The 24,792-nt window shown below is 67.5% G+C and carries 23 protein-coding genes; 13 read left to right on the top strand and 10 right to left on the bottom strand.

What is annotated here, in order from left to right; genetic code table 11:
• Positions 1-34: 34 nt before the first annotated feature.
• Genes glpK through VMT40_RS38795 form a run of 4 tightly spaced genes read left to right on the top strand, consistent with a single transcriptional unit; the run spans position 35 to position 4,574 of the window.
• Positions 35-1,549 (top strand): glycerol kinase GlpK, encoded by a 1,515-nt coding sequence (gene glpK / locus VMT40_RS38810; RefSeq protein WP_326364673.1) that lies wholly within the window; start codon positions 35-37, stop codon positions 1,547-1,549.
• A gap of 10 nt (positions 1,550-1,559) precedes the next feature.
• On the top strand, positions 1,560-2,393 hold the full coding sequence (locus VMT40_RS38805; protein ID WP_326364672.1) for a DUF72 domain-containing protein: 834 nt from the start codon (positions 1,560-1,562) through the stop codon (positions 2,391-2,393).
• A gap of 53 nt (positions 2,394-2,446) precedes the next feature.
• Positions 2,447-3,166 (top strand): ArsR/SmtB family transcription factor, encoded by a 720-nt coding sequence (locus VMT40_RS38800; protein WP_326364671.1) that lies wholly within the window; start codon positions 2,447-2,449, stop codon positions 3,164-3,166.
• 58 nt (positions 3,167-3,224) lie between these two features.
• Positions 3,225-4,574, top strand: coding sequence for an MFS transporter (locus VMT40_RS38795; RefSeq protein WP_326364670.1), 1,350 nt, complete (start codon positions 3,225-3,227; stop codon positions 4,572-4,574).
• A gap of 54 nt (positions 4,575-4,628) precedes the next feature.
• Here VMT40_RS38795 and VMT40_RS38790 read toward each other — a convergent pair whose 3' ends face one another.
• The gene (locus tag VMT40_RS38790) at positions 4,629-5,627 is read right to left on the bottom strand and encodes an acyl-ACP desaturase (RefSeq protein WP_326364669.1); all 999 of its coding nucleotides are present in this window, start codon (positions 5,625-5,627) and stop codon (positions 4,629-4,631) included.
• Positions 5,628-5,930: 303 nt separating this feature from the next.
• On the opposite strand from VMT40_RS38790, the gene VMT40_RS38785 reads away from it, so the two are divergent.
• Complete coding sequence (locus tag VMT40_RS38785; RefSeq protein WP_326364668.1) at positions 5,931-7,175, top strand: KasA/KasB family beta-ketoacyl-ACP synthase; 1,245 nt, start codon at positions 5,931-5,933, stop codon at positions 7,173-7,175.
• Positions 7,176-7,323: 148 nt separating this feature from the next.
• Positions 7,324-9,204 (top strand): long-chain-fatty-acid--AMP ligase FadD32, encoded by a 1,881-nt coding sequence (fadD32, locus tag VMT40_RS38780; protein ID WP_442790134.1) that lies wholly within the window; start codon positions 7,324-7,326, stop codon positions 9,202-9,204.
• Between the two features lie 85 nt (positions 9,205-9,289).
• Here the strand turns inward: fadD32 and VMT40_RS38775 are convergent, their stop codons facing one another.
• Together VMT40_RS38775 and VMT40_RS38770 are read right to left on the bottom strand one after the other, a co-directional pair.
• Entirely contained in the window at positions 9,290-9,898 is a 609-nt protein-coding gene (locus VMT40_RS38775; RefSeq protein ID WP_326364667.1) for an NADPH-dependent F420 reductase, read from the bottom strand.
• A 67-nt stretch (positions 9,899-9,965) separates the two neighbouring features.
• Complete coding sequence (locus VMT40_RS38770) at positions 9,966-10,541, bottom strand: NADPH-dependent FMN reductase (protein WP_326364666.1); 576 nt, start codon at positions 10,539-10,541, stop codon at positions 9,966-9,968.
• Positions 10,542-10,765: 224 nt separating this feature from the next.
• Between VMT40_RS38770 and VMT40_RS38765 the strand changes: the two genes are divergently transcribed.
• Entirely contained in the window at positions 10,766-11,920 is a 1,155-nt protein-coding gene (locus tag VMT40_RS38765) for a lipase family protein (protein ID WP_326364665.1), read from the top strand.
• Between the two features lie 48 nt (positions 11,921-11,968).
• On the opposite strand, the gene VMT40_RS38760 is transcribed toward VMT40_RS38765, so the two are convergent.
• From VMT40_RS38760 to VMT40_RS38750, 3 genes are all read right to left on the bottom strand, one after another.
• Positions 11,969-13,126, bottom strand: a complete 1,158-nt coding sequence (locus tag VMT40_RS38760; RefSeq protein WP_442790133.1) for a YeiH family protein — start codon at positions 13,124-13,126, stop codon at positions 11,969-11,971.
• 4 nt (positions 13,127-13,130) lie between these two features.
• On the bottom strand, positions 13,131-13,283 hold the full coding sequence (locus VMT40_RS38755; RefSeq protein WP_326364664.1) for a hypothetical protein: 153 nt from the start codon (positions 13,281-13,283) through the stop codon (positions 13,131-13,133).
• A gap of 131 nt (positions 13,284-13,414) precedes the next feature.
• Entirely contained in the window at positions 13,415-14,656 is a 1,242-nt protein-coding gene (locus VMT40_RS38750) for an oxygenase MpaB family protein (protein ID WP_326364663.1), read from the bottom strand.
• Between the two features lie 99 nt (positions 14,657-14,755).
• Here VMT40_RS38750 and VMT40_RS38745 point away from each other — a divergent pair, with 99 nt between their 5' ends.
• Positions 14,756-15,424 carry a TetR/AcrR family transcriptional regulator gene (locus VMT40_RS38745; RefSeq protein WP_326364662.1) on the top strand — a complete coding sequence of 223 codons (669 nt, stop codon included), beginning with the start codon at positions 14,756-14,758 and terminating at the stop codon, positions 15,422-15,424.
• 3 nt (positions 15,425-15,427) lie between these two features.
• Here the strand turns inward: VMT40_RS38745 and VMT40_RS38740 are convergent, their stop codons facing one another.
• On the bottom strand, positions 15,428-16,132 hold the full coding sequence (locus VMT40_RS38740) for a TetR/AcrR family transcriptional regulator (protein WP_326364661.1): 705 nt from the start codon (positions 16,130-16,132) through the stop codon (positions 15,428-15,430).
• Positions 16,133-16,256: 124 nt separating this feature from the next.
• On the opposite strand from VMT40_RS38740, the gene VMT40_RS38735 reads away from it, so the two are divergent.
• The 5 genes from VMT40_RS38735 to VMT40_RS38715 are packed head-to-tail and all read left to right on the top strand — an operon-like array spanning position 16,257 to position 21,556.
• Positions 16,257-17,117 (top strand): metal-dependent hydrolase, encoded by an 861-nt coding sequence (locus tag VMT40_RS38735; RefSeq protein ID WP_326364660.1) that lies wholly within the window; start codon positions 16,257-16,259, stop codon positions 17,115-17,117.
• Between the two features lie 30 nt (positions 17,118-17,147).
• Entirely contained in the window at positions 17,148-18,029 is an 882-nt protein-coding gene (locus VMT40_RS38730) for a metal-dependent hydrolase (protein ID WP_326364659.1), read from the top strand.
• A gap of 19 nt (positions 18,030-18,048) precedes the next feature.
• Positions 18,049-19,617 (top strand): flavin-containing monooxygenase, encoded by a 1,569-nt coding sequence (locus VMT40_RS38725; RefSeq protein WP_326364658.1) that lies wholly within the window; start codon positions 18,049-18,051, stop codon positions 19,615-19,617.
• A complete protein-coding gene (locus VMT40_RS38720; RefSeq protein ID WP_326364657.1) occupies positions 19,614-20,510 on the top strand; it encodes an SDR family NAD(P)-dependent oxidoreductase in 897 nt (298 codons plus the stop codon). Before VMT40_RS38725 ends, VMT40_RS38720 begins: the two co-directional genes overlap by 4 nt.
• On the top strand, positions 20,507-21,556 hold the full coding sequence (locus tag VMT40_RS38715) for a ferredoxin--NADP reductase (RefSeq protein WP_326364656.1): 1,050 nt from the start codon (positions 20,507-20,509) through the stop codon (positions 21,554-21,556). The genes VMT40_RS38720 and VMT40_RS38715 overlap by 4 nt, the downstream gene beginning before the upstream one ends.
• On the opposite strand, the gene VMT40_RS38710 is transcribed toward VMT40_RS38715, so the two are convergent.
• The 3 genes from VMT40_RS38710 to VMT40_RS38700 are packed head-to-tail and all read right to left on the bottom strand — an operon-like array spanning position 21,494 to position 24,782.
• On the bottom strand, positions 21,494-22,336 hold the full coding sequence (locus tag VMT40_RS38710) for a class I SAM-dependent methyltransferase (RefSeq protein WP_326364655.1): 843 nt from the start codon (positions 22,334-22,336) through the stop codon (positions 21,494-21,496). The genes VMT40_RS38715 and VMT40_RS38710 overlap by 63 nt on opposite strands.
• Positions 22,333-23,547: an amidohydrolase gene (locus tag VMT40_RS38705; RefSeq protein WP_326364654.1), complete on the bottom strand. Its 1,215-nt coding sequence runs from the start codon at positions 23,545-23,547 to the stop codon at positions 22,333-22,335. The genes VMT40_RS38710 and VMT40_RS38705 overlap by 4 nt, the downstream gene beginning before the upstream one ends.
• Positions 23,544-24,782, bottom strand: coding sequence for an MFS transporter (locus VMT40_RS38700; RefSeq protein WP_326364653.1), 1,239 nt, complete (start codon positions 24,780-24,782; stop codon positions 23,544-23,546). Before VMT40_RS38700 ends, VMT40_RS38705 begins: the two co-directional genes overlap by 4 nt.
• Positions 24,783-24,792 lie beyond the last annotated feature (10 nt).

Raw genomic sequence — 24,792 nt, 5'->3', positions numbered from 1 at the left:
CCCGGAGATTCTCAGTGACGCAGAGGGGTTCACAGTGACGCAGAAGTTCGTGCTCGCCATCGATCAGGGCACCACCTCGACCCGGGCCATCCTCTTCGACCAGCGGGCCCGGCTGAGCGGCGTGGCGCAGCGTGAGCACAAGCAGCACTATCCGCGCCCGGGGTGGATGGAGCAGGACGCGCTCGAGATCTGGCGCAATGTCGAGCGCATCGTCCCGGCGGCACTGCGGGATTCGGGGATCACCATCGAACAGGTCGCGGCGGTGGGTATCGCCAATCAGCGCGAGACCACGGTGGTGTGGGACGCGAGCACCGGGACGCCGATCGGGCGGGCCATCGTGTGGCAGGACGTGCGCACCGAGGAACTCGTCGAGCAGATGCGGGAATCGGCCGGGGCGGAACGGATTCGGGAGCTGTGCGGCCTGCCGCTGGCCACCTACTTCGCCGCGCCGCGGCTGCGCTGGCTGCTGGATCGCACGCCGGGGCTGCGGGAGCGGGCCGAACGTGGCGAGGTGCTGTTCGGGACCATGGAGACCTGGCTGATCTGGAATCTCACCGGGGGCGCCGACCACGGGGTGCACGTCACCGATGTGACCAATGCCGGGCGCACGCTGCTGATGAATCTGTCGACGCTGGAGTGGGACGATGAACTGTTGCGGTTCTTCGGGATTCCCAAGGCGATGCTGCCGCGGATTCAGCCCTCGACCGGTGAGTTCGGGGTCGCGCGGCGGGTGCTGCCGGGGGTGCGGATCGCGGCCGCGCTGGGGGACCAGCACGCGGCCCTGTTCGGGCAGACGTGTTTCGCGCCCGGCGAGACCGAATGCACCTATGGCACCGGCGGATTCCTGCTCATGAACACCGGGCGGGAGCTGGTGCGGTCCAAGCACGGGCTGCTGACCACCATCGGCTATCAGATCGGGCCGGAGCCGGTGTACGCGCTGGAGGGGCCGATCGCGGTGACGGGCTCGCTGGTGCAGTGGCTGCGGGACAATATCGGGCTGATCGCGAGCGCGCCGGAGATCGAAACCCTCGCGGGCACAGTGGAAGACAATGGCGGCTGCTATTTGGTGCCCGCCTTCTCGGGGCTGTACGCGCCGCACTGGCGCAGTGACGCGCGCGGGTTGTTGATCGGGCTCACCTCGTATGTCACCAAGGGGCACATCGCCCGCGCGGTGCTCGAGGCGACCGCGTGGCAGACCCGCGATGTCGTCGAGGCCATGAACGCCGATTCCGGCCTGCGGGCCGGGGCGCTGCGGGTCGCGGGCGGCATGACCTCGGACAACCTGCTCATGCAGATCATCGCCGACGTGCTCGACATACCGGTCATGCGGCCGATCGTGGCCGAGACGGTGTCGCTGGGGGCGGCGTACGCGGCGGGGTTGGCGGTCGGGTATTGGCCCGATCTCGAGGGCCTGCGCCACAATTGGCGCGTCGCCGCGCAGTGGCTGCCGCGCATGGATCCGGCGCTGCGGGCCGCCGAGTACGACAACTGGACCAGGGCGGTCGAGCTTACCTTCGGTTGGCTGCGGCCCAAGAAGTCCTTGACCTAACGTGGCAGGTATGCGGCTCTACGTCGGTTGCGCTATGTGGACACACCCGGACTGGCAGGATCGGCCGCTACCCCCGGCCGAACGCCTGCGCACCTATTCGTCCTGGTGCAATGCGGTGGAGGGCAACACCACCTTCTACGCGACACCGCAGCGGCGCACCGTCGAATCCTGGGCCCGCCAAACCGATCCCGACTTCCGCTTCGTGATCAAACTGCCCCGCACCATCACCCACGACCGACGCCTCACCGGCGTCGACGCCGAGATGACCGCCTTCCTCGACGCCATCGAACCGCTCGGTCGCCGCCTGCACGCGCTGTGGGTGCAGCTGCCCGCCTCGTTCACCAACCTGCCCGCGCTGGCGGATCTGCTCGACGGGCTGCCGACCCACTACCGCTGCGCCGTCGAGGTCCGGCACCCGGTGTTCTTCGAAAATCCCCGTGCCACCGCCCAACTCGAATCCGTGCTGGAAGCCGCTGGCGCGGAATGGATTCCCTTCGACACCACGGTGCTGTTCGCGAAACCGGCCGCGAGTCCGGCCGAATTCGAGGCCCGCTCCAAGAAGCCGAACAATCCCCGCCGCACCCGTGCGCTCACCCAATACCCCATCGTTCGCTACCACGGCCGCGACGATCAGGCCGCCACCGTCGCGGGCTGGCAACCCTGGATCGACACCACCGTGCGCTGGCTGCGCGAGGGCCGCTCGCCGACGGTGTTCATCCACACGCCCGACAACGCGGCCTCGCGCGCACTGGCCCGCCGCTTCCACGCCGAGGTCCGTGCCCACCTCCCCGACCTCGAACCCCTGCCCGACCCCATCCCCACCGACCCCATGACCCTGTTCTGACGCCGTCGGATACTTCGGTCGGGGCCGAAGCGTGGTGGCGGGAGACTGGAGGCATGGAACCGATCAGAGACGGCGATGTGGACATCTCCGGTGCCGCGCGGCTGCTGGCGGATCCGGCCCGGGCACGAATGCTGACCGTGCTGGCCGACGGACGGGCACAGCCCGCGGGGGAGTTGGCGCGGGCGGCGGGCGTCACCGCGGCGACCGCCAGCGAGCATCTGGGGAAGATGGTCGACCAGGGCTGGCTGGCGGTGGAACGGGTGGGCAGGCACCGGTACTACCGCATCGCACTGCCGGAGGTGGTCCAGGCGATCGAGGCGATGGCCCTGATCTCGCCCGTGCGGCCGGTCAAATCACTGCGCGGGGCGCGCGCCAACCGGGATCTGAAGATCGCCCGATCCTGTTATGACCACCTGGCCGGGGCCGTCGGCGTGGCGGTGTTCGACGCACTGTGCGACGCGTCGATGCTGAACATCATCGACGGTCAGTGGTCCGCGGCGGACCGCTCCCACCCGCTGCTCGACGAATTGGGCGTCGCCGCCGCGGATTTACGGCAGTTCGGACGCCGACCGCCGGTCCGGGTCTGTCTGGACTGGTCGGAGCGCCGCTACCACCTGGCCGGTGGTCTGGGCGCGCTGCTGCTCCGGCGCATGCGCGAAGAACGCTGGTGCGCACCCGGAAACACGCCCCGCGCGGTGACGATCACCCCGGCCGGTCGAGATGCGCTGCAACGCACGATCGGCCTCGACACGGCAACGCTGCGAGTCGCCTGAATCGACCGGACAGCATGGTTCGGTTCGGGCCGAAGTGATTTCGATGCAGGGTGGAGTTATGACCCGGACATTGGAATCGGCTCGGACGGACAGCGGGAGACTGGCGCTGGTCGCGATTTCCGCGGGATTCGCGCTGGTCATTTTGGATACGACCATTGTCGCGGTGGCCTTGGACCGGATGGCGGTGGGGCTGCACACCACCGTGACGGGGCTGGAGTGGGTGGTGGACGGGTACACCGTCACCGTCGCGGCGCTGCTCATGTTGGGTGGCGGGCTGGCCGACCGGTTCGGGGCGCGGCGGTCGTTTCAGGTGGGGCTGGCGTTCTTCGGGTTGGCTTCGGTGGCGTGTGCGGCCGCCCCCGCGGTGGGGGTGTTGGTGGCCGCGCGGATCGCGCAGGGAATCGGTGCGGCGCTGTTGATTCCGGCCTCGTTGGCCTTGATTCGGTACACGTATCCGGACGAGGCGGATCGGGCGCGGGCCACCGGGGTGTGGGGTGCGATCGGATCGACCGCCGCCAGTTGTGGTCCGGTGCTCGGCGGTGTGCTGTCCGAAAACTTCGGGTGGCCAGCCATTTTCGCCATCAACGCACCCATTTGCGCGGTCACGGCGGTTGTTCTGCATCGGACCGCGCCGTCGGCGCCCGGTGTGTCACAGCCGATTCCGCTGCTCGGCCACCTCTCGGCGGTCATCGCGATGGCCGGAGTCACGGCCGCCGCGATTCTCGCCGGTGCCCGGCCCGTGCGCTCGGGAGTGCTCGCCGTAGCTGTTGTGGCTGCGATCGCGGGTGTGCTGCTGGGTTCGTATGCGGCGCGTACCGGAAAGGGGTTGCTGCCCAGTGGACTCCGGGGCTCCCGCACCTTCACCACCGGCACGCTCATTGGCCTGGCACAGAATTTCGGCTTCTACGGACAGCTCTTCGTGATCAGCCTGTTCCTCCAGCGGAATCTGCACTATTCGCCCACCGCCACCGGTTTCGCGCTCCTGCCCGAGGCGGCGATCGGTATCGTGGCCTCCGCCCTGGGCGGACGCCACGCCGCCCGATACGGCTCGCGGCGCGTCATCGTGACGGGACTGTCGGTGGGTGCGGCGGGCCTGCTCGGCCTGGCCTGCATCGGCCCGCACACCCCCTTCGTCGTGCTGGCGATCCCGTTGCTGCTCACCGGTTTCGGCATGGCCTACACCATGCCCGCCGCCACCCACGCGACCGTCTCGGCGGCCGGTCCGGAGAACGGCGGCCTGGCCGGTGCCGCCTTCAACGCCGCCCGCCAATTGGGCTCGGCCCTCGGCGTGGCCGTCGTGGGCTCTCTCATGATCCTCACCCCCGGCGCGATCGCCCTGCCGCTGAGCGTTTCCGCCCTGGTCTTCGTGGCCGCCGCGCTGCTGGCCCGCCAGGCCCTGGAACGCTGAGTGGCGCAGGGGAAGGGGCATTGTCGCCCCCGCCACCCTGCGCCACCGGGACATTCAGCCGATCAGAACCGAATCCCGTTCCGCCCGTTGGGCTTCGCGAGCCAGTGACCGGTCGCGCTGCTCCTCGAACCGGACCACGTCCTTGCGCAGCTTGTCGAGGAACTCGCCCAGCTCATTGCGCCGACGGTCGCCCTCGGGGCCGAAGTCGGTGCGCTCGAAGATGTTCCACTTCTTGAGGTTGGGCAGCAGCACCTCCTCCAGGTGCTGGCGGAGGTCGTAGACGCCGTGCTTGGCCATGAGCACGCCATTGCGCCGGAAGTTGGGCATTCCCATACCGGGCATCTGGAAATTCTTGACGATATTGGTGATGGCGTCGATGGTCTGATCGGGTGCGAGATCCAGGGCCGCGCCGCACATATTCCGATAGAAGATCATGTGCAGGTTCTCGTCGGCGGCGATGCGCTGCAACATACGGTCCGCTATGGCGTCATTGCACACTTTGCCGGTATTGCGATGTGAAACGCGAGTCGCCAATTCTTGGAAAGTCACATACGCCACAGAATGCAGAAATCCGGCATCGGCGCGAATGTAGGCGCCATCGCCGTGCTTGCGGATCAGGTTCGCCGGGCTGTACCCGTTGGTCATGTGGACCATCCGCGCCTGCTCCAGGGCCACCGGATCGACGCCGCGGGTCACCACCAGGTAGTCGCGAATCACGATGCCGTGGCGGTTCTCCTCGGCCGTCCAGCGGCCCACCCAGGTGCCCCAGGCGCCGTCCTGAGAGAAGTTCTCGGCGATTTCCCGGTGGTAGCTGGGCAGGTTGTCCTCGGTCAGCAGATTGGTGATCATGGCGGCCTTGGCGACCTCGCTGAGCTGGGACTGTTCCGGTTCCCAATCCACGCCATCCATAGCTGCGAAGTTGCGACCCAGGTCCCACGGCACGTAGTCGTGCGGGTGCCAGTCCTTGGCCATCGATAGATGGCGATGCACATTCTGCTCGGCAATCGGTTCCAGCTCCATGAGCAGCTCCAACTGCGTGAGACTCCTGGCCACGATCGTGTGCCCTCCCTCGAAATGGCTCGGCGCTGCGAGAATGATGGTGGAGAACAGAATGTTGACGGTCGGCGGGCCCAGTCGCGGCGAGGGGTCCCCCGGGATTGAAAAGGGATGCCCGCGTGTCGCTTAATGAGACTGGTCGGCTCCGCCTCGGATAATCTAGCCCAGTTCGCCGATGATTGGCTTCATACCCCGCCGATGCGTTCCTGGCCGGGCCCGCTCGCTAGTTGCATACCCAGTCCTTGACAGCCCACGCGGATCGAATCCTGGTTCGCCGAAGTATTGCTACGGAGAGTGAACATGCAGACGCCCAACCGCAGGAAATTCCCCAGTGTCGTTGTCACCTCGCTCGCGGCGACCACCTCGATCGCGGGAGACGTCGACTCCACGTGGAAGGGACTACTCAACGGGGAGAGCGGAATCGACGTTCTCGAGGACAGCTTCCTCGATGATTTCGGCCTCCCGGTGCGCATTGGCGGCCACCTCAAGGTGTGCCCCACCGACCTGCTCACCCGGGCCGAGGCCCGCCGCTGGTCCTATGTCGAGCAGATGGCCGTGGTGCTCGGTCGTGAAGTGTGGGCCAATGCCGGAAATCCGGAGGTGGACAAGGATCGCCTCGGCGTCTCCATCGGCACCGGTCTGGGCGGCGCGGAGGTCCTGATGTCCGCGCGCGACAAGCTGGTCAACGGCGGCTATCGCAAGGTGCCGCCCATGGCCGTGCAGGCCATCATGCCCAATGGCGCGGCGGCCTGCGTGAGCGTCGAGCTGGGCGCGAGGGCCGGTGTGTCGACGCCTGTTTCGGCCTGTTCGTCCGGTGCGGAGGCCATTGCCAACGCGTGGCGCATGGTCGTCATGGGCGATGCGGACATGGTGGTCACCGGTGGCGTCGAGGGTTCCATCCAGGCGCTGCCGATCGCGGGCTTCTCCATGATGCGCGCCATGAGCACCCGCAACGACGACCCCAAGGGCGCGTCGCGTCCCTTCGACATGGACCGCGACGGTTTCGTGTTCGGTGAGGCCGGAGCGCTCATGACCATCGAGACCGAGGAGCACGCCAAGGCCCGCGGCGCGACCATCCACGCGCGCATCATGGGCGCGGGCATCACCTCCGACGGCTTCCACCTGGTGGCCCCCGATCCCGAGGGCACCGGCGCGGCCCGGGCCATGACTCGCGCAATGGAGTACGCGGGTCTGACGAAATCCGATGTCACGCATATCAATGCGCACGCCACCGCCACGCCGATCGGCGACACGGCGGAGGCGAACGCCATCAAGCAAGCCGTCGGCAACCATGCCGCGGTGTACGCGCCGAAGTCCGCACTCGGACATTCCATCGGCGCGGTCGGTGCGCTGGAGTCGGTCCTGACCGTGCTCAGCGTGCGGGACGGAATCATCCCGCCCACACTGAATTTGGAGAATCAGGACCCGGAGATCGACCTCGACGTGGTCAAGGGCCAGGCACGAACCGGTCAGTTCGACTACGCCTTGAACGACTCCTTCGGCTTCGGCGGGCACAACGTGGCCATTGCTTTTGGCCGCTACTGACAACCGCTTCGGCGCCCGTAACGAGTGACGCGGGATTCCGGCACCTGCTAGAGTTCCCCAGCCCCCAGCTACATTCGGGCTTTCGGTGTCGATCTTTGTTCGGTGTCACTGCACAGTCTCTCGACTGTGAGTTGAAGAAGGATAGGGAATGATCGGCGGAACCTTCGAAGACGTTCTGGACGAGCACGGAAACATCAGGATCCCGGACAACCAGACCATGGTCGACCTGGTCGACAGGCACGCGGCGGTCAACGGGGACGAGCTCGCCTATCGCTATATCGACTATTCGCGCGAACGCGACGGCGAGTACCACGACATCTCGTGGAACCGCTTCGGTGTCCGGCTGCGCGCCGTGGCCGCCCGACTGCAGCAGGTGACGCAGCCGGGCGATCGGGTGGCAATCCTGGCACCGCAGGGGCTCGACTACATCGTGGCCATGTACTCCGCGGTGTACGCGGGCAATATCGCGGTGCCGCTGTTCGATCCGGACGAGCAGGGTCACACCGACCGGCTGCACGCCGTGCTGGACGACTGCAAACCCTCGGCGATCCTGACGGTCGGCTCGGCCGCGGCCGGGGTGCGCGAGTTGTTCAAACACCTGCCCGCGCCGCAGCGTCCGCGCATCATCGCGGTCGAGGCGATTCCGGATGGGGTGGGCGAGAGCTGGGTTCGGCCGGTGCTCCAGATGGACGATGTGGCCTACCTGCAGTACACCTCCGGATCCACCAGGACCCCGGCGGGCGTGGAGATTACACACCGAGCGGTCGCTACCAACCTGCTGCAGATGATCGACGCCATCGGCATCACCGAGAAGGCCCGCGGCGTCACCTGGCTGCCGCTGTTCCACGACATGGGCCTGCTCACGGTCATCCTGCCGACCATCGGCGGCAAGTACATCACCATCATGAGCCCCAGCGCCTTCGTGCGGCGGCCCAGCCGCTGGATCAAGGAGCTGGCCGCCCAGGAGGACGGTGCCGAGATCTTCGCCGCCGCACCGAATTTCGCCTACGAGCACGCGGCCGCGCGCGGATTGCCCAAGCCCGGTGAGGAATTGGACCTGTCCAATGTCATCGGCCTGATCAATGGCAGCGAGCCGGTGTCGGTGACCTCGATGCGAAAGTTCAACGAGGCCTTCGCACCCTACGGTCTGCCCAAGACCGCCATCAAGCCCTGCTACGGCATGGCCGAGGCGACGCTGTTCGTCTCCGCCACCAAGCGCGAGGACGAGGCCCGCACCGTCTGGGTGGACCGCGACCGCCTCAATTCCGGGAGCATGGTCGAAGTCGACGAGCACGCGGACAACGCTGTGGCCCAGGTGTCCTGCGGCTATGTGGCGCTGTCGCAGTGGGCGGTGATCGTGGATCCGGAGACCGGCGCGGAGAAGCCGGAGGGCGAGGTCGGCGAAATCTGGTTGCACGGGGCGAATATCGGTCGCGGGTACTGGGGCCGTCCGGAGGAGACCGAGGCGACCTTCCACGCCAAGCTCACCTCCCGGCAGCCGCAGAGCCGCGCGGAAGGTACCGAGCCCGACGCGAATTGGATGCGCACCGGTGATTTCGGCGCGTACTACGACGGCGAGCTCTTCATCACCGGCCGCGTCAAGGATCTGGTGATCGTGGACGGCCGCAATCACTATCCGCAGGATCTCGAGTACTCCGCCCAGGAGTCCTCCACGGCCCTGCGCCCGGGATTCGTCGCGGCGTTCTCGGTCTCGGGTGATCAGCTCCCGACCGATGTCGTCGCCGCCAACGGCGCCGATGCGGTCGGTGCCGCGGAGCAATTGGTCATTGTGGCCGAACGCGGCACGGGCGCGGCCAAACTCGATCCGGAGCCGATCACCGAGACCGTGCGCGCGGCCATCGCCAAGCGCCACGGTGTGACGGTGCGGGATCTGCTGCTGGTCCCGGCCGGTTCGATTCCGCGCACCTCCAGCGGCAAGATCGCGCGCCGGGCCTGTAAGGCGGCCTATCTGGAGGGCACCCTGCGCGGGGGTCACCGCCAGCAGGCGTTCCCGGACGAGGTGGAGTAGGGGCTCACGCCATGACGACAAACGAGGCCGGTCACCGCGACCGGCCCGTTTGTCGTCCGGGCGCGACTGTCGGGGGGCTGAACCGTCAGGGTGCGATGAGCGGGATCGAGAGGGCGCGCAGGGCCCCGCGGGGTTCCAGCACCACGCTGTCCTCGATATTGCCGACGATGATGGGCACGAAGCCGGTGGTCTTGATCAGCTCGGCCACCCGGCACAGCGCCGCGGGGTGATCGCCCGCGATCGGGGCCACGATGCGGCCCAGCGAGGTCAGCGGTCCGGAGCGGTACATCGGGGTGGTGAAGGCGTTGAAGGCCTTGACCAGCTGCGCCTTCGGCACCAGATCCGCGACGATGGCGCTGGTGGGTCGCCCGTCGGTGGACAGCAGGGTGACGCTGCCGTCGGCCTCGCGGACATACGGATTGGCCGGATCGATCCAGATCTTGCCGTCCAGTTCCGGGAGTTCCTTGGCCAGGGTCTCGAGCTGGAGCCACTGCACCGCGCCGATGAGAATGGTCGAGGACCCGGCCACCAGATCGATGTCCCCGGCGTAGGTGTGGCGCAATCCGCGCTCGGAGACGGTGTCCGCGAGCTCGTCGAGGTGGCGACTGGCGATGTGCACGGTGTGCCCGGCGCGGTCGAAGAGGCCCGCCAGGCTCAAGCCGAAGTGTCCGGCTCCGAAGATTCCCACGTCCATGGCCCGCACACTCCTGTGTCCGGAGGGGTGTTCTGCCTTCAGTGCTCGATTACTGCCTTCTGCGCTATCACCCTCGATTATCAAGCTTGACCGAGGTGAGGGGCTCGGCGGGGCGGCGGACATGATCGGCGAGGGCGCGCGCGGCGGCGTTGAGGCGGGCGCGGGCCTCCGCATTGCCGACCAGACCGTCGGGTCCGATATCGTTCTGCACCACCGTGATCCGGCCGCACGCGGCCTCCACGATCTCGGCCCCGGCATAGCCCACCACCGTGCGCAGGGTGGCGACCGCGGCCTCGCCGCGACCCTCGTAGGCGACATTCACGTAGGCGACCGGCTTGTCGCTCAGATCGGCATTGCCGATGGTCCATTCCAGCAGGTTCTTCAGGCTGCCCGGGATCATGCCCGCGTACTCGGGGGTGCAGAACAGCACCGCGTCGACCGCGCCGAGCCGACGGTGCAGATCCAGAACCGCGGGCGGTTCGGGCTCCTGGCCGGGGATGAATTGCGGTAGGTCGGTGAGTCCCTCGTACTGGACGACCTCGAGGTCGGGACCGGCGTCGGCGGCGATGGTGCGCAGGGCGGCGGAGTTCGTCGAGGCGGCGCGGGTGCTGCCCGAGATCAGCAGGATGCGAGGAATGGTCACGAATGCGGCAACGTGACTGTGGCCGGGAGTATTTCGCGGGTGAGTGGTCGTTGTCACTCATGGGGGCCGTCCCAACGAGTGGGAGTACCTGTGACAGCAGGTGTCGATTTGTCTCATTCTGGGTATGGTTTCATGCAACCAGACTGTCCGGGACAGCTGTAACGCCCGGATCCGGTTGTGCGACAACTGCATAACGCGAGTTTGTGCGAGAAGGGCAGGCAATGATGACTGCGAACACCAACCGCTTCGACGAGGCGGCGGTCGGTGCCGGACATGCCGGTGCGTTCGGACCCGGCAGGCTGCTGGCCGCCGAACCCATGACCGCGCGCATGCTGCCCGGTCTGCGACTGCCCGCTCGCGCCTGGCGCATCAGCTACACCACGACCACCGCCAAGGGCGACCCGACGCAGGTCACCGGCACGGTCCTGGTGCCGAACACCCCGTGGCGCGGACCCGGACCGCGGCCGCTGGTCGGCTACGCGGTCGGCACCCAGGGCATGGCCAATACCGTGGCCGCCGCGTCCTGGCAGCTGCGCCTGGGCATCGAGTACGAATCGGTCTTCTTGCGCGCGGCCCTGCGTCGCGGCTGGGCGCTGGCCATCGCGGACTATCCGGGACTCGGCAGCCCGGGCCTGCACCCGTATGTCATGGGTCGTGCCCTCGGGCCCGCCGTGCTGGACAGCATGCGCGCCGCGCGCCGCCTGCCCGAGGCGGAGCTGGATCCCGATGGGCCGCTGGGCATCTACGGCTACTCCGAGGGCGGCAATGCCGCGGGCTGGGCGCTGCAGTTGCAGCCCACCTACGCGCCGGATCTGCCGCTGGTGGGCGGAGCGGTCGGGTCGGCACCGGCCGATCTGGTGGACATGGTGAAGTTCCTCGACGACACCCCGTACGCGGTGCTGCTGTTCTACGGCGTGCTCGGCATCGAGGCCGCCTATCCGGAATTGAATGTGCTGCAACATCTCAACGTGCCGGGCCGGGTGCTCGCCGCGCTGGCCCGCCGCACCCACGCCGGGGTCGCGGCCGTGATCGGCATCGGCGCGGGGCTGGTGGTGCCGACCAAGGTCTCGACCTACACCTACCGGCCGCCGTTCGAGGTGCCCGAGGTGAAGGCCCGGCTGCTGGAGAACCGTTTGGGTGGAATCGCGCCCGCCGCACCGGTTCTGGTGGCCGGTGGCACCAGCGAGCAGATCATTCCGTATCCGCAGGCGGTGCGATTGGCCGAGGAGTGGAAGGCGCTGGGCGCGGACGTCACCATGCACACCATGAAGAACCGCGAACACATCGGCGGCGCACTGGCTTTCGCGGGACCGGGCATGCGGTTCCTGGCCGAGCGCTTCGCCGAATCGGTGGCGGTGCCCTTGCGGCGCGGGGCGTGACATGCGAAAGCCGGGAATCCGCAAGGGTTCCCGGCTTCGAGTCGGTTCTCAGCTCCCGACGCCCCAGTGCAGCACGCGCGAGGTGAGCAGCACCAGCACCAGCGAGACCACCGCCACCGACACCAGGCCGACCACGGCCACCACGAGCGGACGCCATCCGGTGCGGGCCAACTCGCGGATATTGGTGTTCAGCCCGACGCCCGCGAAGGTCAGCAGGAACGCCCACCGTGACACCGCGCCGAGATTGGCGACCTGGGCCTTGTTCAGCCAGTGCACGGTCGCCAGCGCCGACACGGCCAGGAAGCCCAGCACGAACTTCGGGAACTTCGCCCACACGAACGCCGCCTTGGCGCGCACACCCGGCGCGATGGCGTCGGCCTCACCGCGCGCGGCCCAGTAGGCCGCGAAGCCCAGCACCACGAACCCGATCAGCGCGTTGCGGGTCGACTTGACCAGCACCGCGATCTTGCCCGCCTCATCGGAGAACAGGTAGCCGGTGGCGGTGGTCTCGGCGGTATTGTCCACGGCCAGACCCGCCCACAGCCCGAACTCGTGATCGCTGAGCCCGATGGCGTGACCCAGCGGCGGCAGCGCGAACAGCGCCACCGCGCCGAGCGCCAGAATGGCCGCGATGGCATAGGAGACATCGGAATTGCGGGCCCGAATCGCGCCCTTGCCCGCGATGATCGCCGATACGCCACAGATGGCGGTGCCGATGGCCAGCAGCGATCCGAGCTTGCCCGACAGCCCGAGCTTGCGGGCCACCAGCAGGATGATCGCCCCCGACACGGTCATGTCGACCAGAATCTGCAGGAAGCTCGTCCCGCCCAGCTTCGCGACATCGCCGAGCACGAACCGCGCGCCCAGGGCGATGATGCCGATCTTGAGCCAGAACTCGTAAGTTCCGATCCCCGGCTTGAAGATCGGATGCAGCCCAACAGTATTGGTGATGAGCAGCCCGATCAGGATGGCCCACAACACATATTCGATATCCGGGACGGTCCAGTGCTCGTGCTTGGCCAGCTTCAACCACCAGATCTCGGCATACTTACCCAGCACCCCGACCGCGATCAACAGCGCGATGCCGGGGAGGTAGCTCAGCAGCCGGGTGAGCGTTAGCGGCCCGCTCGTTTCGTCGAAAGCCTCGGTGTCGGCCCCGGTTTCGGCAGTCTTGTTCAGATCTGGGGTGGCAGCGATATCACTCACGGCGTCACCACGGAATCTTCGGCAGAATGTCGAATACGGCAAGCACGACCACCACACCCGACACGATCACCGACCACCAGTCGGCACCCAGCCGCCCGAGGGCGTCGGGCCACCCCGCTCGACCGGGTCTGTCCGGCGTTGGATTGGGACTGTTCACCAGGGCCTCCAGCTAAGAACACGCAGCACAGCAGGTCTGCACTATCGGTTCTCCGGAGGTTTTCGGACACCGTTGGAATCGCACTGATTCTTGAGTGACAAGGCGGTCCGACCCGACGCGCGTAGCTGAGGTCAGGCCGCGTGGTCTATGTAGGTCACGGAACCGCCGATGGCCCCCTCGTCCTTCGGGCCGATCAGGGTTGTCATGAAGGCGTGCTGGGCGCGCAGGCCCGCGCGGGCTTGCCGGGTGCGCCATCCCGGGACCAGGATGCCCAGGCCCGAGCGGGCCACGTTGACCGGGAATTTGGCCATCGGGTACCAGGGTGGCATGTACGTGGGCAGGCCTAGTTGGCGCATGCTCTCGCGGCCGAGGAAGGTCGTGCTGATCGACAGGTGCTGGGCCCAGGCGATTCTGCGGCGCAGTCCGGCGAGATGCGGGTAGTACCAGGTCAGAGGGTCCTCGGCCATGGGGCGGGCCAGGCGCGCGCTGGTCTCGTCCGGGGCGGTGAGGACGGACAGGTAGTGGTAGAGCTGTTTGGTGGCGTCCAGGAAGCCGGTGGGCAGGTAGCGCTCCTCGATGCCCATGACCCAGCCGACGTAGCGCGTGAGATGCACGATGGCATCGAGTTCCCGCGGTGTGAAGACATTTCCCATCATGATGCTGGTGAGCGCCGGTGCGTAGAGCGCGCCCAGCATGGTGACCGCCATGTCCGTCTGGTTCACCGGCACGCCCCATTCCTCGGCGCGCCACTCGGGCAGGTTCGCGACATGGCGGCGCACGAAGGTGTGGATCAGCCGGACGTGCAGGGTGGAGCGGAAACCTATTCCGCCGGGCCGCATTCCGCCGTCCGAGATGACGTCCAGCGCCCACTTCATGGTTTCGGCGAAGCGCTGTCCGCCGCCGGTCGCGCCGCTCTTGCCGGTATTGGTGAGCAGCAGCGTGCGGTTGATGCCGGAGGCCACGAACCCGCCGAGGAACGGGACATCGCGCGCGAGGTAGATGCCGTCGAGACCGGCGGCCTGGAAGATACGCTCCCCCAGCGTGATTCGCTTCCAGTCCACCCATGCGGGCGGGTTCTCCACCTGGGTGAAGAAGGCCCGCAAGGGTTCCGGCGCGTCGGGAATGCTGTCGATGCCGTATTCGAGGGCCCGATCGAACAGCGGCCGCGCCGTTCCCATCCCGGCGGTGTACATCCACTCCACCAGCTCGTCCATGGGCCGGTCGCCGATGGTGAGGGCTTCCCCCATGGCCGCCCACTCGGCATCGTTCGGGGGCTGGATCCCCAGCAGCTTGGCTACCGGACCCAGCACCGGCACCGAGGCCGGGTCGTCGGGGTGCCGGGCCGGAATGGTCGTCGGTCGCGTGCGCGTCATCGGGCAGCTCCTTGTGTGCATCTGGTGAAGACGGTCACCAGAATGTTTGGTGATAGTCTTCACCAAACTGTCCGGCATGGCAAGAGATGAGGCGGCACCGTGGACGGAACCCGTGGCCGGGACGCTGGACCCGCTGGTCGATACGCCGGTCGGAGCGCCGACGAGCGGCGGGCGCAGCGGCGTGAGCAGTTGCGGGCGGCGGCGCTCGAGGTCATTGCGGAGGAGGGGATCGGCGGGCTCAAGGTGCGTGCGCTGTGTGCTCGCGCGGGGTTGAACGACCGCTACTTCTACGAGGCCTACGGGCATACCGATCGGCTACTGTACGAGCTGGTGGGGGAGCAGTTGGCCGAGGTGGTCGCCGCCGTCATGAACGCCATCGTCACCGCGCCCGCCGATGCCCGGATTCGGTTGCGGGCCGTGGTCGAGGCCGGTGTGACCGCCATTGCCGACCATCCCGCCCGGCGCAGGCTGGCCATCGATATGCAGACCACCGACGAATTGCGCCAGCGCAGAACCGATCTCGTCGGCGTGGTCACCGAGGTCATGCTCGATCAGGGCCGGGAGCTGCTCGGCGACGCCGCCGTCGAGGGTGTGCACGCCGAACTCGCCGCGCGCACGGTCGCGCACGGCGGGCTGGAGATCCTCGTCGAATGGCTGCGCGGCGAACTCGAGATCGACCGCGCGCAGCTCATCGACTTCCTGGTCGCCATGATCCTGACCGCCGCGCAGATCACCACCACGGTGCAGCGCGAAATGGCCGCTGGCTGAGGGCTATTCGCTGAGTTCGTGGACCGGCATGAGCGGAGCCGCGGGATCGAGGATGAGTCCGCGCGCCTCGGCGGTCGCCGAGAGCGCGCCCCAGGCGAAGGCCGTCAGCTCCTCGGTGAGCTCCTTCGAGGTAATGACCGGTTCGTTGAGCCAGCGCAGCACGCCGAGGCCGATCGCACCGAGCATGGCGTCGACGACGAACTGGGTGTGGTCGCCGTTCGCGCCACGCAGGCGCAGTACGCCGGAGAAGAAGTCGGCGACTGTATCGGACAGTGGGCGGCCGTCCTCGATCAACCGGGCCGCGCCGAAAGCCGCGACCACGTGTGAACTGACAATGAAGCGAAACAGGTTGGGGCGCTCGGCCACCAGGTCGATGTAGGCGGACAGGGCAGTGCGCAGGCCCTCGCGCAGCGGTCCGGTCGGGTCCAGGTGCGGGGTGACGCGGTCGACGATGAGCTCCTGCACGCGACCGCTCACCGCGGCCAGTAGCTCGACCTTGTCGCCGAAGAAGCGATACAGCTTGGGGCGCGGTATACCAGCGGTTTTCACCACATCGTCGATGGAGAGATCGGGGCCGTGGGTATCGATGGCGCGAATGGTGGCCTCGATGAGTTCGGCGCGGACCGAGGTGCGGTGCGTGTGCCAGCGGTCGTAGCGGGCATCACCCTTCGGCTCGGCCGGACGGTCGCGGCGCGGGTGGGAGGCCATGCGGCAGATTGTAATTCGATTCGAGGGCACGCACCCCTTGTGTGGTGTCTGGGACAATCCTACACTGGGCTCTACATCGAACACGCGGTACTAGGTACTGTGTGTTGCACCAAGGATGGTCCAGATGGCGAATACCCTTCCGGCGCAGGCCTATCCGAAGGCCCGTCGCATCAGGTTCCGATTCGATCGCACCGACTCGCACGACAAGTACTTCGTCGAAAACGACATGGTCTACAGCCATTTCGTGGCCGGTATGTCAGGGGGCTTCCCGGCGGGCGAGGAATCCTTCATCCGCTCGGTCCGGCGCGTGGCCGACCGCGTCACCGATCCGGTGCTCAAGAAGCGGGTCACCGGATTCGTCGGCCAGGAGGCCATGCACGGCCAGGAACACCGCAAACTCAATGAAAAGCTCGTGGAGCTCGGCTATCCCATCCAATGGCTGGACAGCGACAAGGCCAAGGAACGTGCCCTGTGGCTCGAGCAGCGGCTCTCGCCCGAGGTGCACCTGGCCATGACCGCGGCGGCCGAGCACTACACCGCCGTGCTGGCGCAGCGGGTGCTGTCCAGTGACGAGATCCAGAACATTCCCGGCGATCCCGAGGTGTGGAACCTGCTGAATTGGCATGCGCTGGAAGAGCTCGAGCACAAATCGGTGGCGTTCGACGTGTTCCGCGCGATCGGCGGCACCGAGCGCACCCGCATCGGGGTCATGCTCGCCATGTATTCGCTGACGCTGCCGCTGACCTACCTGAGCCTGGCGCTGGCCGTGGCGGGTGACGAGACCGCGCGTCGGCAACCGGTTCGGGTCGCGCGCGAGGCGTATCGGCTGTTCACCGGTCCGGTTTTCCGCGGGCTCATGCCGGAGCTGGCCAAGTATCTGCGCCCGGGCTTCCATCCCGACGACATCGACACCTCGGCGCTGCTCTCGCGTTGGCAGCAGGAGCTTTTCGGGAAAGACGGACAGCTCGTAGACCACCTGAAGTAACCACAACTCCATTCGAGAAAGGACCGACCAATGGCGATCGGTCGGCAGGAAACCACGTCCCCCGTGCCCTATCCGAAGGTGCGGCGCATGCGATTCCGGTTCGGTGAGCCCGAACCCATGGCGCATCACTTCATCCAGGGCGACATTCCCCTCACCCATCTGGTCGCCCTGCTGTCCGGTGCTTTTCCGCCCGGCGAGGAGTCGTTCATCCGGTCGGTGCGCAAGTACTCCGACGAGATCACCGATCCGGTGCTGAAGAAGCGGGTGGCGGGGTTCATCGGTCAGGAGGCGGTGCACGGGCAGCAGCATCGGCGGCTGAACGAGCAGCTCATCGCCAACGGCTTTCCCATCGTGCGGGTCTTCACCTTCGGCCATGACGCGCTGCGGGAGAAGGCGCTGATCCGGGTGGAGAACCTGGTGCCGCGCTCGGTGCACCTGGCGTTCACCGCGGCGGCCGAGCACTACACGGCGACGCTGGCCAAGCGGGTGCTGGGAACGCCCGAGATCCAGGCGATTCCGGGCGACGCCGAGGTGTGGAACCTGTTGAACTGGCACGCTTTCGAGGAGCTCGAGCACAAGTCGGTGGCCTTCGACGTGTATCGCGCCCACGGCGGTCCGGAACTCGTCCGCATCGGGGTCATGGCGGCCATGTACTACGTGACCATTCCCGGTGTCTCGCTGGGCGTGCTCGCCTCGATCCTCAGTGATCCACGCAGCTGGCGGCCGTTGCGGGTGGCGCGGCAATCGATTCGGCTGTACCGCGGGCCGATCGTGCGGGGGCTCATGAAGGAAATGCGGCCGTACTTGCGGCCGGGCTTCCATCCGGACGATATCGACACCACCGAGCTGCTGGAGCGGTGGCGGCGGGAGCTGTTTGGCGCGGACGGCGAACTGCTGGATCGCATCGGCTGAACCGGGAAGGTTGGCGGCAATGGGGAGAAACGGTGGCAGTGGTGTGCCCGCCGAGGCCCGCCCCGATCACGAGGTGATCGTGATCGGGGCCGGGTTCGGAGGAATCGGCACCGGAATAGCACTGCAGCGCAAAGGGATTCACGACTTCGTGATCGTCGACAAATGGGATCGGGTGGGCGGCACCTGGCATGCCAATACCTATCCCGGGGTGGCGGTGGACATCCCGTCGTTCATCTACAGCTTCTCCTACGAGCAGCGCGGTGACTGGTCGCGGGTCTTCGCGCCCGGCACGGAGTTGCGTGACTACGCCGAGGACATGGTCGACAAGTACGGGCTGCGCGACAAACTGCGGCTGAACACGACCATCGTGGCGGCCGAATTCGACGATCGGAACAGCCTGTGGCGCTTGCGCACCGACGGCGGCGAGCAGCTCACGGCCCGCTACGCGGTGCTGGCGGTGGGCGGGCTGGAACGGCTCAAGATGCCGGATATCGAGGGGCTGAACGACTTCGGCGGGACCTTGATGCATACCGCGCTGTGGGATCACGATGTGTCGCTGGCCGGTAAGCGCGTGGCGGTGATCGGGACGGGAGCGACCGCGCTGCAACTGATTCCGGCGATCGTGGATCAGGTCGAGCATCTGACCGTCTTCCAGCGGACACCGATCTGGGTCTTCCCCAAGAACGATGCCGAGATCGGCTGGCTGGGCCGACAAGTACTGGGCAACAGCGGGATTCGCTCCGCCCTGCGCCTGGTCGGCAATGTCGGCACCGAGCTGGCCATGAGCGGCATGGTCGTGGGCCCGGCCTGGCTCACCGCCGCCGGTCGACGCCTGACCGAAGCGCCGATTCGCCGCTGGATGCGGGCACAGGTGAACGATCCCGAACTGCGGGAGAAGCTCACGCCGCGTTATGGATTGGGATGCAAGCGGCCCTCCATGTCGAACGACTACCTGAGGACGTTCAACCGCTCCGACGTCAGTCTGGTCACCGATTCCATCGCCCGGATCACCGAGCGCGGTGTGCGCACCGCCGACGGCACCGAGCACGAGATCGACGTGCTCATCTGCGCGACCGGATTCAAGCTGTGGGACAAGGGCTCGGTGCCGCCGTTCCCGGTCCGCGGGCGCGGCGGCAAGGATCTCGAGAAGTTCTGGGATGAGCACCGATACCAGTCCTACCAGGGCGTTTCGGTGCCGGGATTCCCGAACGCCTTCACCATTACCGGTCCCTACGGATTCGTGCTCGGCTCCTACATCTGGATGATCGAGGCCACTGCGGCGCATTTGGCGCGGGTCATCGCCGAATCGAAGGCGCGCGGAACGACCGAGGTGGAGATCCGCCAGGAAGTCCACGACGAGTACTTCCGGCGCTGCCTGCGGCGGCAGGAGAAGAATTTCCTGTTCACCCCGGTCTGCGCGGGCTCCAACACCTATTACATCGACAATCACGGCGATTCGCCGTTCCGTCCGTCCACCCACGGCGAGATGTATTGGCAGAACCGCCATTTCGATCTCGACGTGTACCGCTACACCGTCGGCGCGCCGGTCGCGCCGGAGTCGGCCGTGCTCTCCGAGGAGGCGTTGTGAAGCTCAACTCCATCGATCCCCGACTGGTGGTCGTCACCGGCGCGGGCAGCGGGATCGGGCGGGCCACGGCACTGCGGTTCGCACGCATGGGCGCCCGGGTCATCGTCTCCGATATCGACAAGGACGCGGCGCTGTCCACGGTCGCGATCATCCAGTCCACGGGGCAGCGTGCGGTGGCCATGCAACTGGATGTCACCGATCCGCACGCCTGGGCGGCCTTCGCCCGCGACGTGCACGCCGACCACGGCGTCCCGGATGTGCTGGTGAACAATGCCGGAATCCTGGTCAGCGGCGCGTTCCTGGATCTCGAGCCCGAGGATTGGGACCGCCAGCTGAGTGTGAATCTGCTCGGCGTGGTGTACGGCTGCCGGGCCTTCGGTCGCCTCATGATCGACGAGGGCAAGCGCGGCCACATTGTGAATATCGCCTCCGCGGCGGCGTTCACCCCGACACCGGTCATGTCCGCCTACTCGGTGTCCAAGGCGGGGGTGAAGATGCTCACCGAGTGTCTGCGCCTGGAGCTCGCACCCAAAGGCGTTGGGGTGAGCGCGATCTGCCCCGGCGTGATCAATACGAATATCGCCCGGCACGCGATCGCGGTCGGCGTCGATCCGGCGTTGGTGGAGCGCGGTAAGCAGATCACCACCCAGATTCAGGAGCTGGCGGAGCGGCTGCCGTTCTCGCCCCTGAGTCCGGATCTGGTGGCACGGGCCGTGGTTCGCGCCGTGCGCTACGACCTGGCCGTGGTGCCCGTCCGCGCCGAGGCCTGGCTCGGCTACTTCATGCTCCGCCTGGCTCCCGGCGTGAATCGCCGGATCACGCAACCACTGTCGATGGAGCGCATTCAGTCGCTCGGCGAGCTCGTCGTGGGCAGGGGAGGAGGCCCCCGGTGAATGCGCGCGCCCACGACCTGAAGGTGCGCGAAGTCATCAGCGAGACCGCCGAGGCGGTCTCGCTGATCTTCGATATCCCCACCGACCTGACCCACCGCTTCACCTACGCGCCGGGCCAATACCTGACCCTCCGAATCCCGAGCGAGCGAACGGGTTCCGTGGCCCGCTGCTACTCGCTGTCCAGCAGCCCGCACTGCGACGACCGCCCCGCCATCACCATCAAACGCACCTCCGACGGTTACGCCTCGAACTGGTTGTGCGACAACGTCTCCGTGGGCGACATCCTGACCGTCCTCGAGCCTGCCGGAAACTTCACTCCCCGGACCTGGAACCGCGACCTCCTGCTGTGCGCGGCGGGCAGCGGCATCACCCCGATCATGTCGATCCTCAAATCCGCCCTCACGCTGGGCCGAAGCAATATCGCCCTCGTCTACGCGAACCGGGACAGACACTCGACCATCTTCGCGAGCCAACTGGACCAGCTGGCTCGCCGCCATTCCCGCCGCCTGACACTCCTGCACTGGTTCGAATCCGACCGCGGCCTCCCCACCGCCCGCGCCATCGCCACCCTCGCCCGCCCCTACCGCCGCCACGATGTCTACCTCTGCGGCCCAACGGGTTTCGCCATCGCGGTCAAGCAAGGCCTCGGCCAGCTACGCATCCCCGAGCGATCCATCCACCAGGAGCAGTACCGCTCCCTGACCGACAACCCCTTCGAACACCACACGCCCGTCGCCACCGAAGCCGCGCACACCACCCCCACCGCCGACATCTCCACCCTCCGCGTAGACATCGACGGCCGAACCCACACCCTCCCCTGGCCCAAAACCAAGAAACTCCTCGACGTCCTCCTCGACCACGGCATCGACGCCCCCTACGTCTGCCGCGAATCCGCCTGCGCCACCTGCGTCTGCACCGTCAAACACGGCCGCACCCACATGCTCCAGAACGAATCCCTGATCCCCGAAGAACTCTCCCAGGGCCTAACCCTCGCCTGCCAAACCCTCCCCGATTCCCCCACCCTCCACATCGCCTTCGACGAGTGAATCGTCCCTGACGACGGCGCGAATCACGGTGGTGCGCAGGGGCATGTCGAATTCGCCGGTGGCGGTTTCGGGGCGGGTGTGGAGGTAGGTGGACAGGCGGGTGAGGAGGGTGGTGCGGGCCTCGGGTGGGATGACGAGGGTGTGGGAGTGGGTGCCGATGGTGGCGGTGAGGGAGTCGGCGGTGCGGCGGTGGGTGTGGGGGAAGTCGGCCTGCTCGAACGGGGTGAAGAGGGGGTGGGTGGGGAGGCCGTTCTGGGTGGCCGGGGGGAAGGAGGCGTTGGAGCGGGTGAGGCGGTGGAGTTCGGCCACCCACTCGACCGTCATGTCGGGCTCGTTCCAGAAGGCGGCGAGGACGCCGCCGGGGCGCAGGACGCGGGCCATTTCGGGGAACGCCCGGGGGAGGTTGAACCAGTGCAGGGCCTGGCCGACCAGGATCGCGTCGATGGAGTTCGACGGCAGGGGGATCGATTCGGCGGTTCCGGGGAGGGCCGTCACGTCGGGGTAGTGGTGGTGCAGGATGGCGCGCATGGCCTCGTCGGGTTCGACGGCGGTGACGCGCAGCCCCGCGGTGAGCAATACGCCGGTGAGTTTGCCGGTCCCCGCCGCGAGGTCGAGAGCCCGAATATCGGTGGTGCCCAGCGGCTCCACGGCCCACCGCACCCCGGCGATGGGGTAGTCGGGACGGTGCTCGTCGTAGGCCGCCGCCTCCGCCCCGAAGGAGCTCGCCCGCCGCGCGCGCAGGGCGAGGTCCTCGACTTCCCACCGTCCGGATTCGCTCATTCCGTCATGGTAGGTCGGGTGAGTTCGGCGCGGGCGGCGGTGAGCATCGTCGTGATGGCGGCGGGCAGGGCCTGGGCCGGGTCGGGGGCGAAGTGCGGGGAGTGGTTGGAGGGGAAGCGTTCGGGGAGAGCGCCCTCGGTGAGCATGTGGAGCTGGTCTTCCTCGGTGAAGCGGGCCGGGTCGATGCCACCGATGTGCCAGAACATCGAGGGGGCCTTGGCCGCCGTGCCGAACGCGCCGAAATCCTCACTGCCGGTTATGGGATTGTCCATCGGCATGACGGGCAGACCGGCCTCGGTCAGGGCGGCGAGCACGCGCTCGGTGTCGCCGGGGGTGTTCTCGGTGACCGGGAAGTGGTCGTAGAACTCGACTTTCGGCTCCTGGGGCGCGCCCGCCGCGGCGGCCTCGGCCTCGGCCATGCGCTGGATGCCCTCGATCATGCGATTGCGCGAGGCGTCGGTGAAGGTGCGAAGGCTGAGCAGGACCTCGGAGGTGTCGGCGATGATATTCGGCCGGGTGCCCGCGTGCAGGGCCCCGGCGGTGAGCACGGGCGTTGCGGCGGTGGCGGTTTGGCGCGCGGCGAGCGATTGCAGCCGGACCACCAGCGAGGCCGCCATGAGCAGCGGATCGATGGCGGTGTGCGGCTGGGAGGCGTGCCCGCCCTTGCCCAGGAAGGTGACGCGGACCGAATCGGAGGCCGCCATGAGGGTGCCGGGCTTGCTCAGGATGATCCCGGCGGGCAGCGGGCTCACATGCTGACCGAGCACGATTCGCGGGCGCGGAAAACGTTCCAGCAGACCGTCGTTGATCATCCCCTGCGCGCCCGAACCCGTTTCCTCGGCGGGCTGGAAGAGCGCGACGACCGTACCGGGCAGCGGCCCGGCGGCCAGCTCGGCGCAGACCCCGAGCAGCGCGGCGACATGCACATCGTGACCGCAGGCATGCATGACACCGGGCACGGTGGACGCGTAATCCAGTCCGGTCTCCTCCTGCACCGGCAGGCCGTCCATATCCGCGCGCAGCCACACCACCGGACCCGGGCCATTGTGCAGCACACCGACAACGCCGGTGCCGCCGACGTTTTCGGTCACCTCCCAGCCGGGCAGGGCGCGCAGTTCGGCCGCCACCAGGCTCGCCGTCGCGTGCTCCTGGCCCGACAGCTCCGGATGGGCGTGCAGCTGCCGGTACACCCGCTGCCAATGCTCGGTCATGTGAGACTCTCCTCCGAGGGAACGGTCGCCGAACCGCGCCGGGCGACACTCGCCCGGAACGCCTCGGCGGTTTGCGGAACCGCGGCCGCCGCCAGCAATGCCAGCAGCGGTCCGACGGCCATGGCTTCGAAAGCCGTTGTGTACGAGAGATGATCGGTGATCACGCCGAACATCAGTGGGCTCAGCACGCCCGCCAGCTGCCCGCCGAAAATAATGGCCCCCGTGGCCGCGCCGATGTAGGCGCTGGGCAGCGACCGCAGCGGCACCGCGAACGCGGGCATGTACGCCATCCCGGCCACCAGGCTCATCACGGTACCCACCAGCACGAACGGCAGCAGCGACCCCACCCGCGGCAAGACGAACAGCATGGCCGCGGTGAATGCCATGGCGGGCACCGCGATCACGCGCGGCCGCCCGCCGATCCGATCCGAGAGCCGGGCCCCGATCACCACGCCCGCCGCCGCGGCCAGTGTGGTCGGCACCGCTGCGAAAGCGATGCCGCCCTGGGACACGTGGAGCATGTCGTGCAGGAAGGTCGGCGTCCACGCGGTGACACCCCACACCAGTACGTCGTAGCCGAAGAAGATGATCGCGAAGCCGAGCAGCGCGGGGGAGAGCAGTACGGCGCGGCGTTCGGCCCTGGTACCGATGTTCGCGATCGGAATCTCGTCCTGCACCAGCGGTTTCGGCATCCATCGCCGCCACGCCAGAATCACCGCCACCCCGAGCACCGAGATCACCCCGAACATCGCCCGCCACCCCACCGTCGGCAGCAGGATGCCCGCGGTCACCGCGGCCAGCAGCAGCCCGGCCGCATTGGACGAATTGGTCCACCCCGCCGCGGTCGTGCGCTGTTCGGGCCGACTGCGTTCCGCCAATGCCTTGATGGCCGCCGCCGGAAAGACACCCTGCACCAGCCCGAACAGGAAGCGGATACCCAGCAGCACCGCGAAAGACCAAGCGAGAGCCGTCAACCCGGTGAACACCGACCATGCCGTGAGCCCCGCGATGCCGACCTTCAGCGCCCCGTAGCGGTCGGCCAGCAGGCCCCCGGGAATCTGAACGATCGCGTACGCGATGAAGAACACCGACACCAGCAGACCCTGTTGGGTGTGGTCGAGACCGAAGTCGTGACCGATGGACGGCAGCGCGAAATTGACGACGGTCCGGTCGATGTAGTCCACGACCCAGGCCGCGAACAGCAGCGCGATGGTGATGCGGGTGGTGCGTGGCATCCAAGCCCCT

Origin of the sequence: Nocardia sp. CDC160, assembly GCF_035818795.1 — a bacterium.
GTDB lineage: Bacteria > Actinomycetota > Actinomycetes > Mycobacteriales > Mycobacteriaceae > Nocardia.
This window is presented reverse-complemented; position numbering and strand designations above follow the sequence as displayed.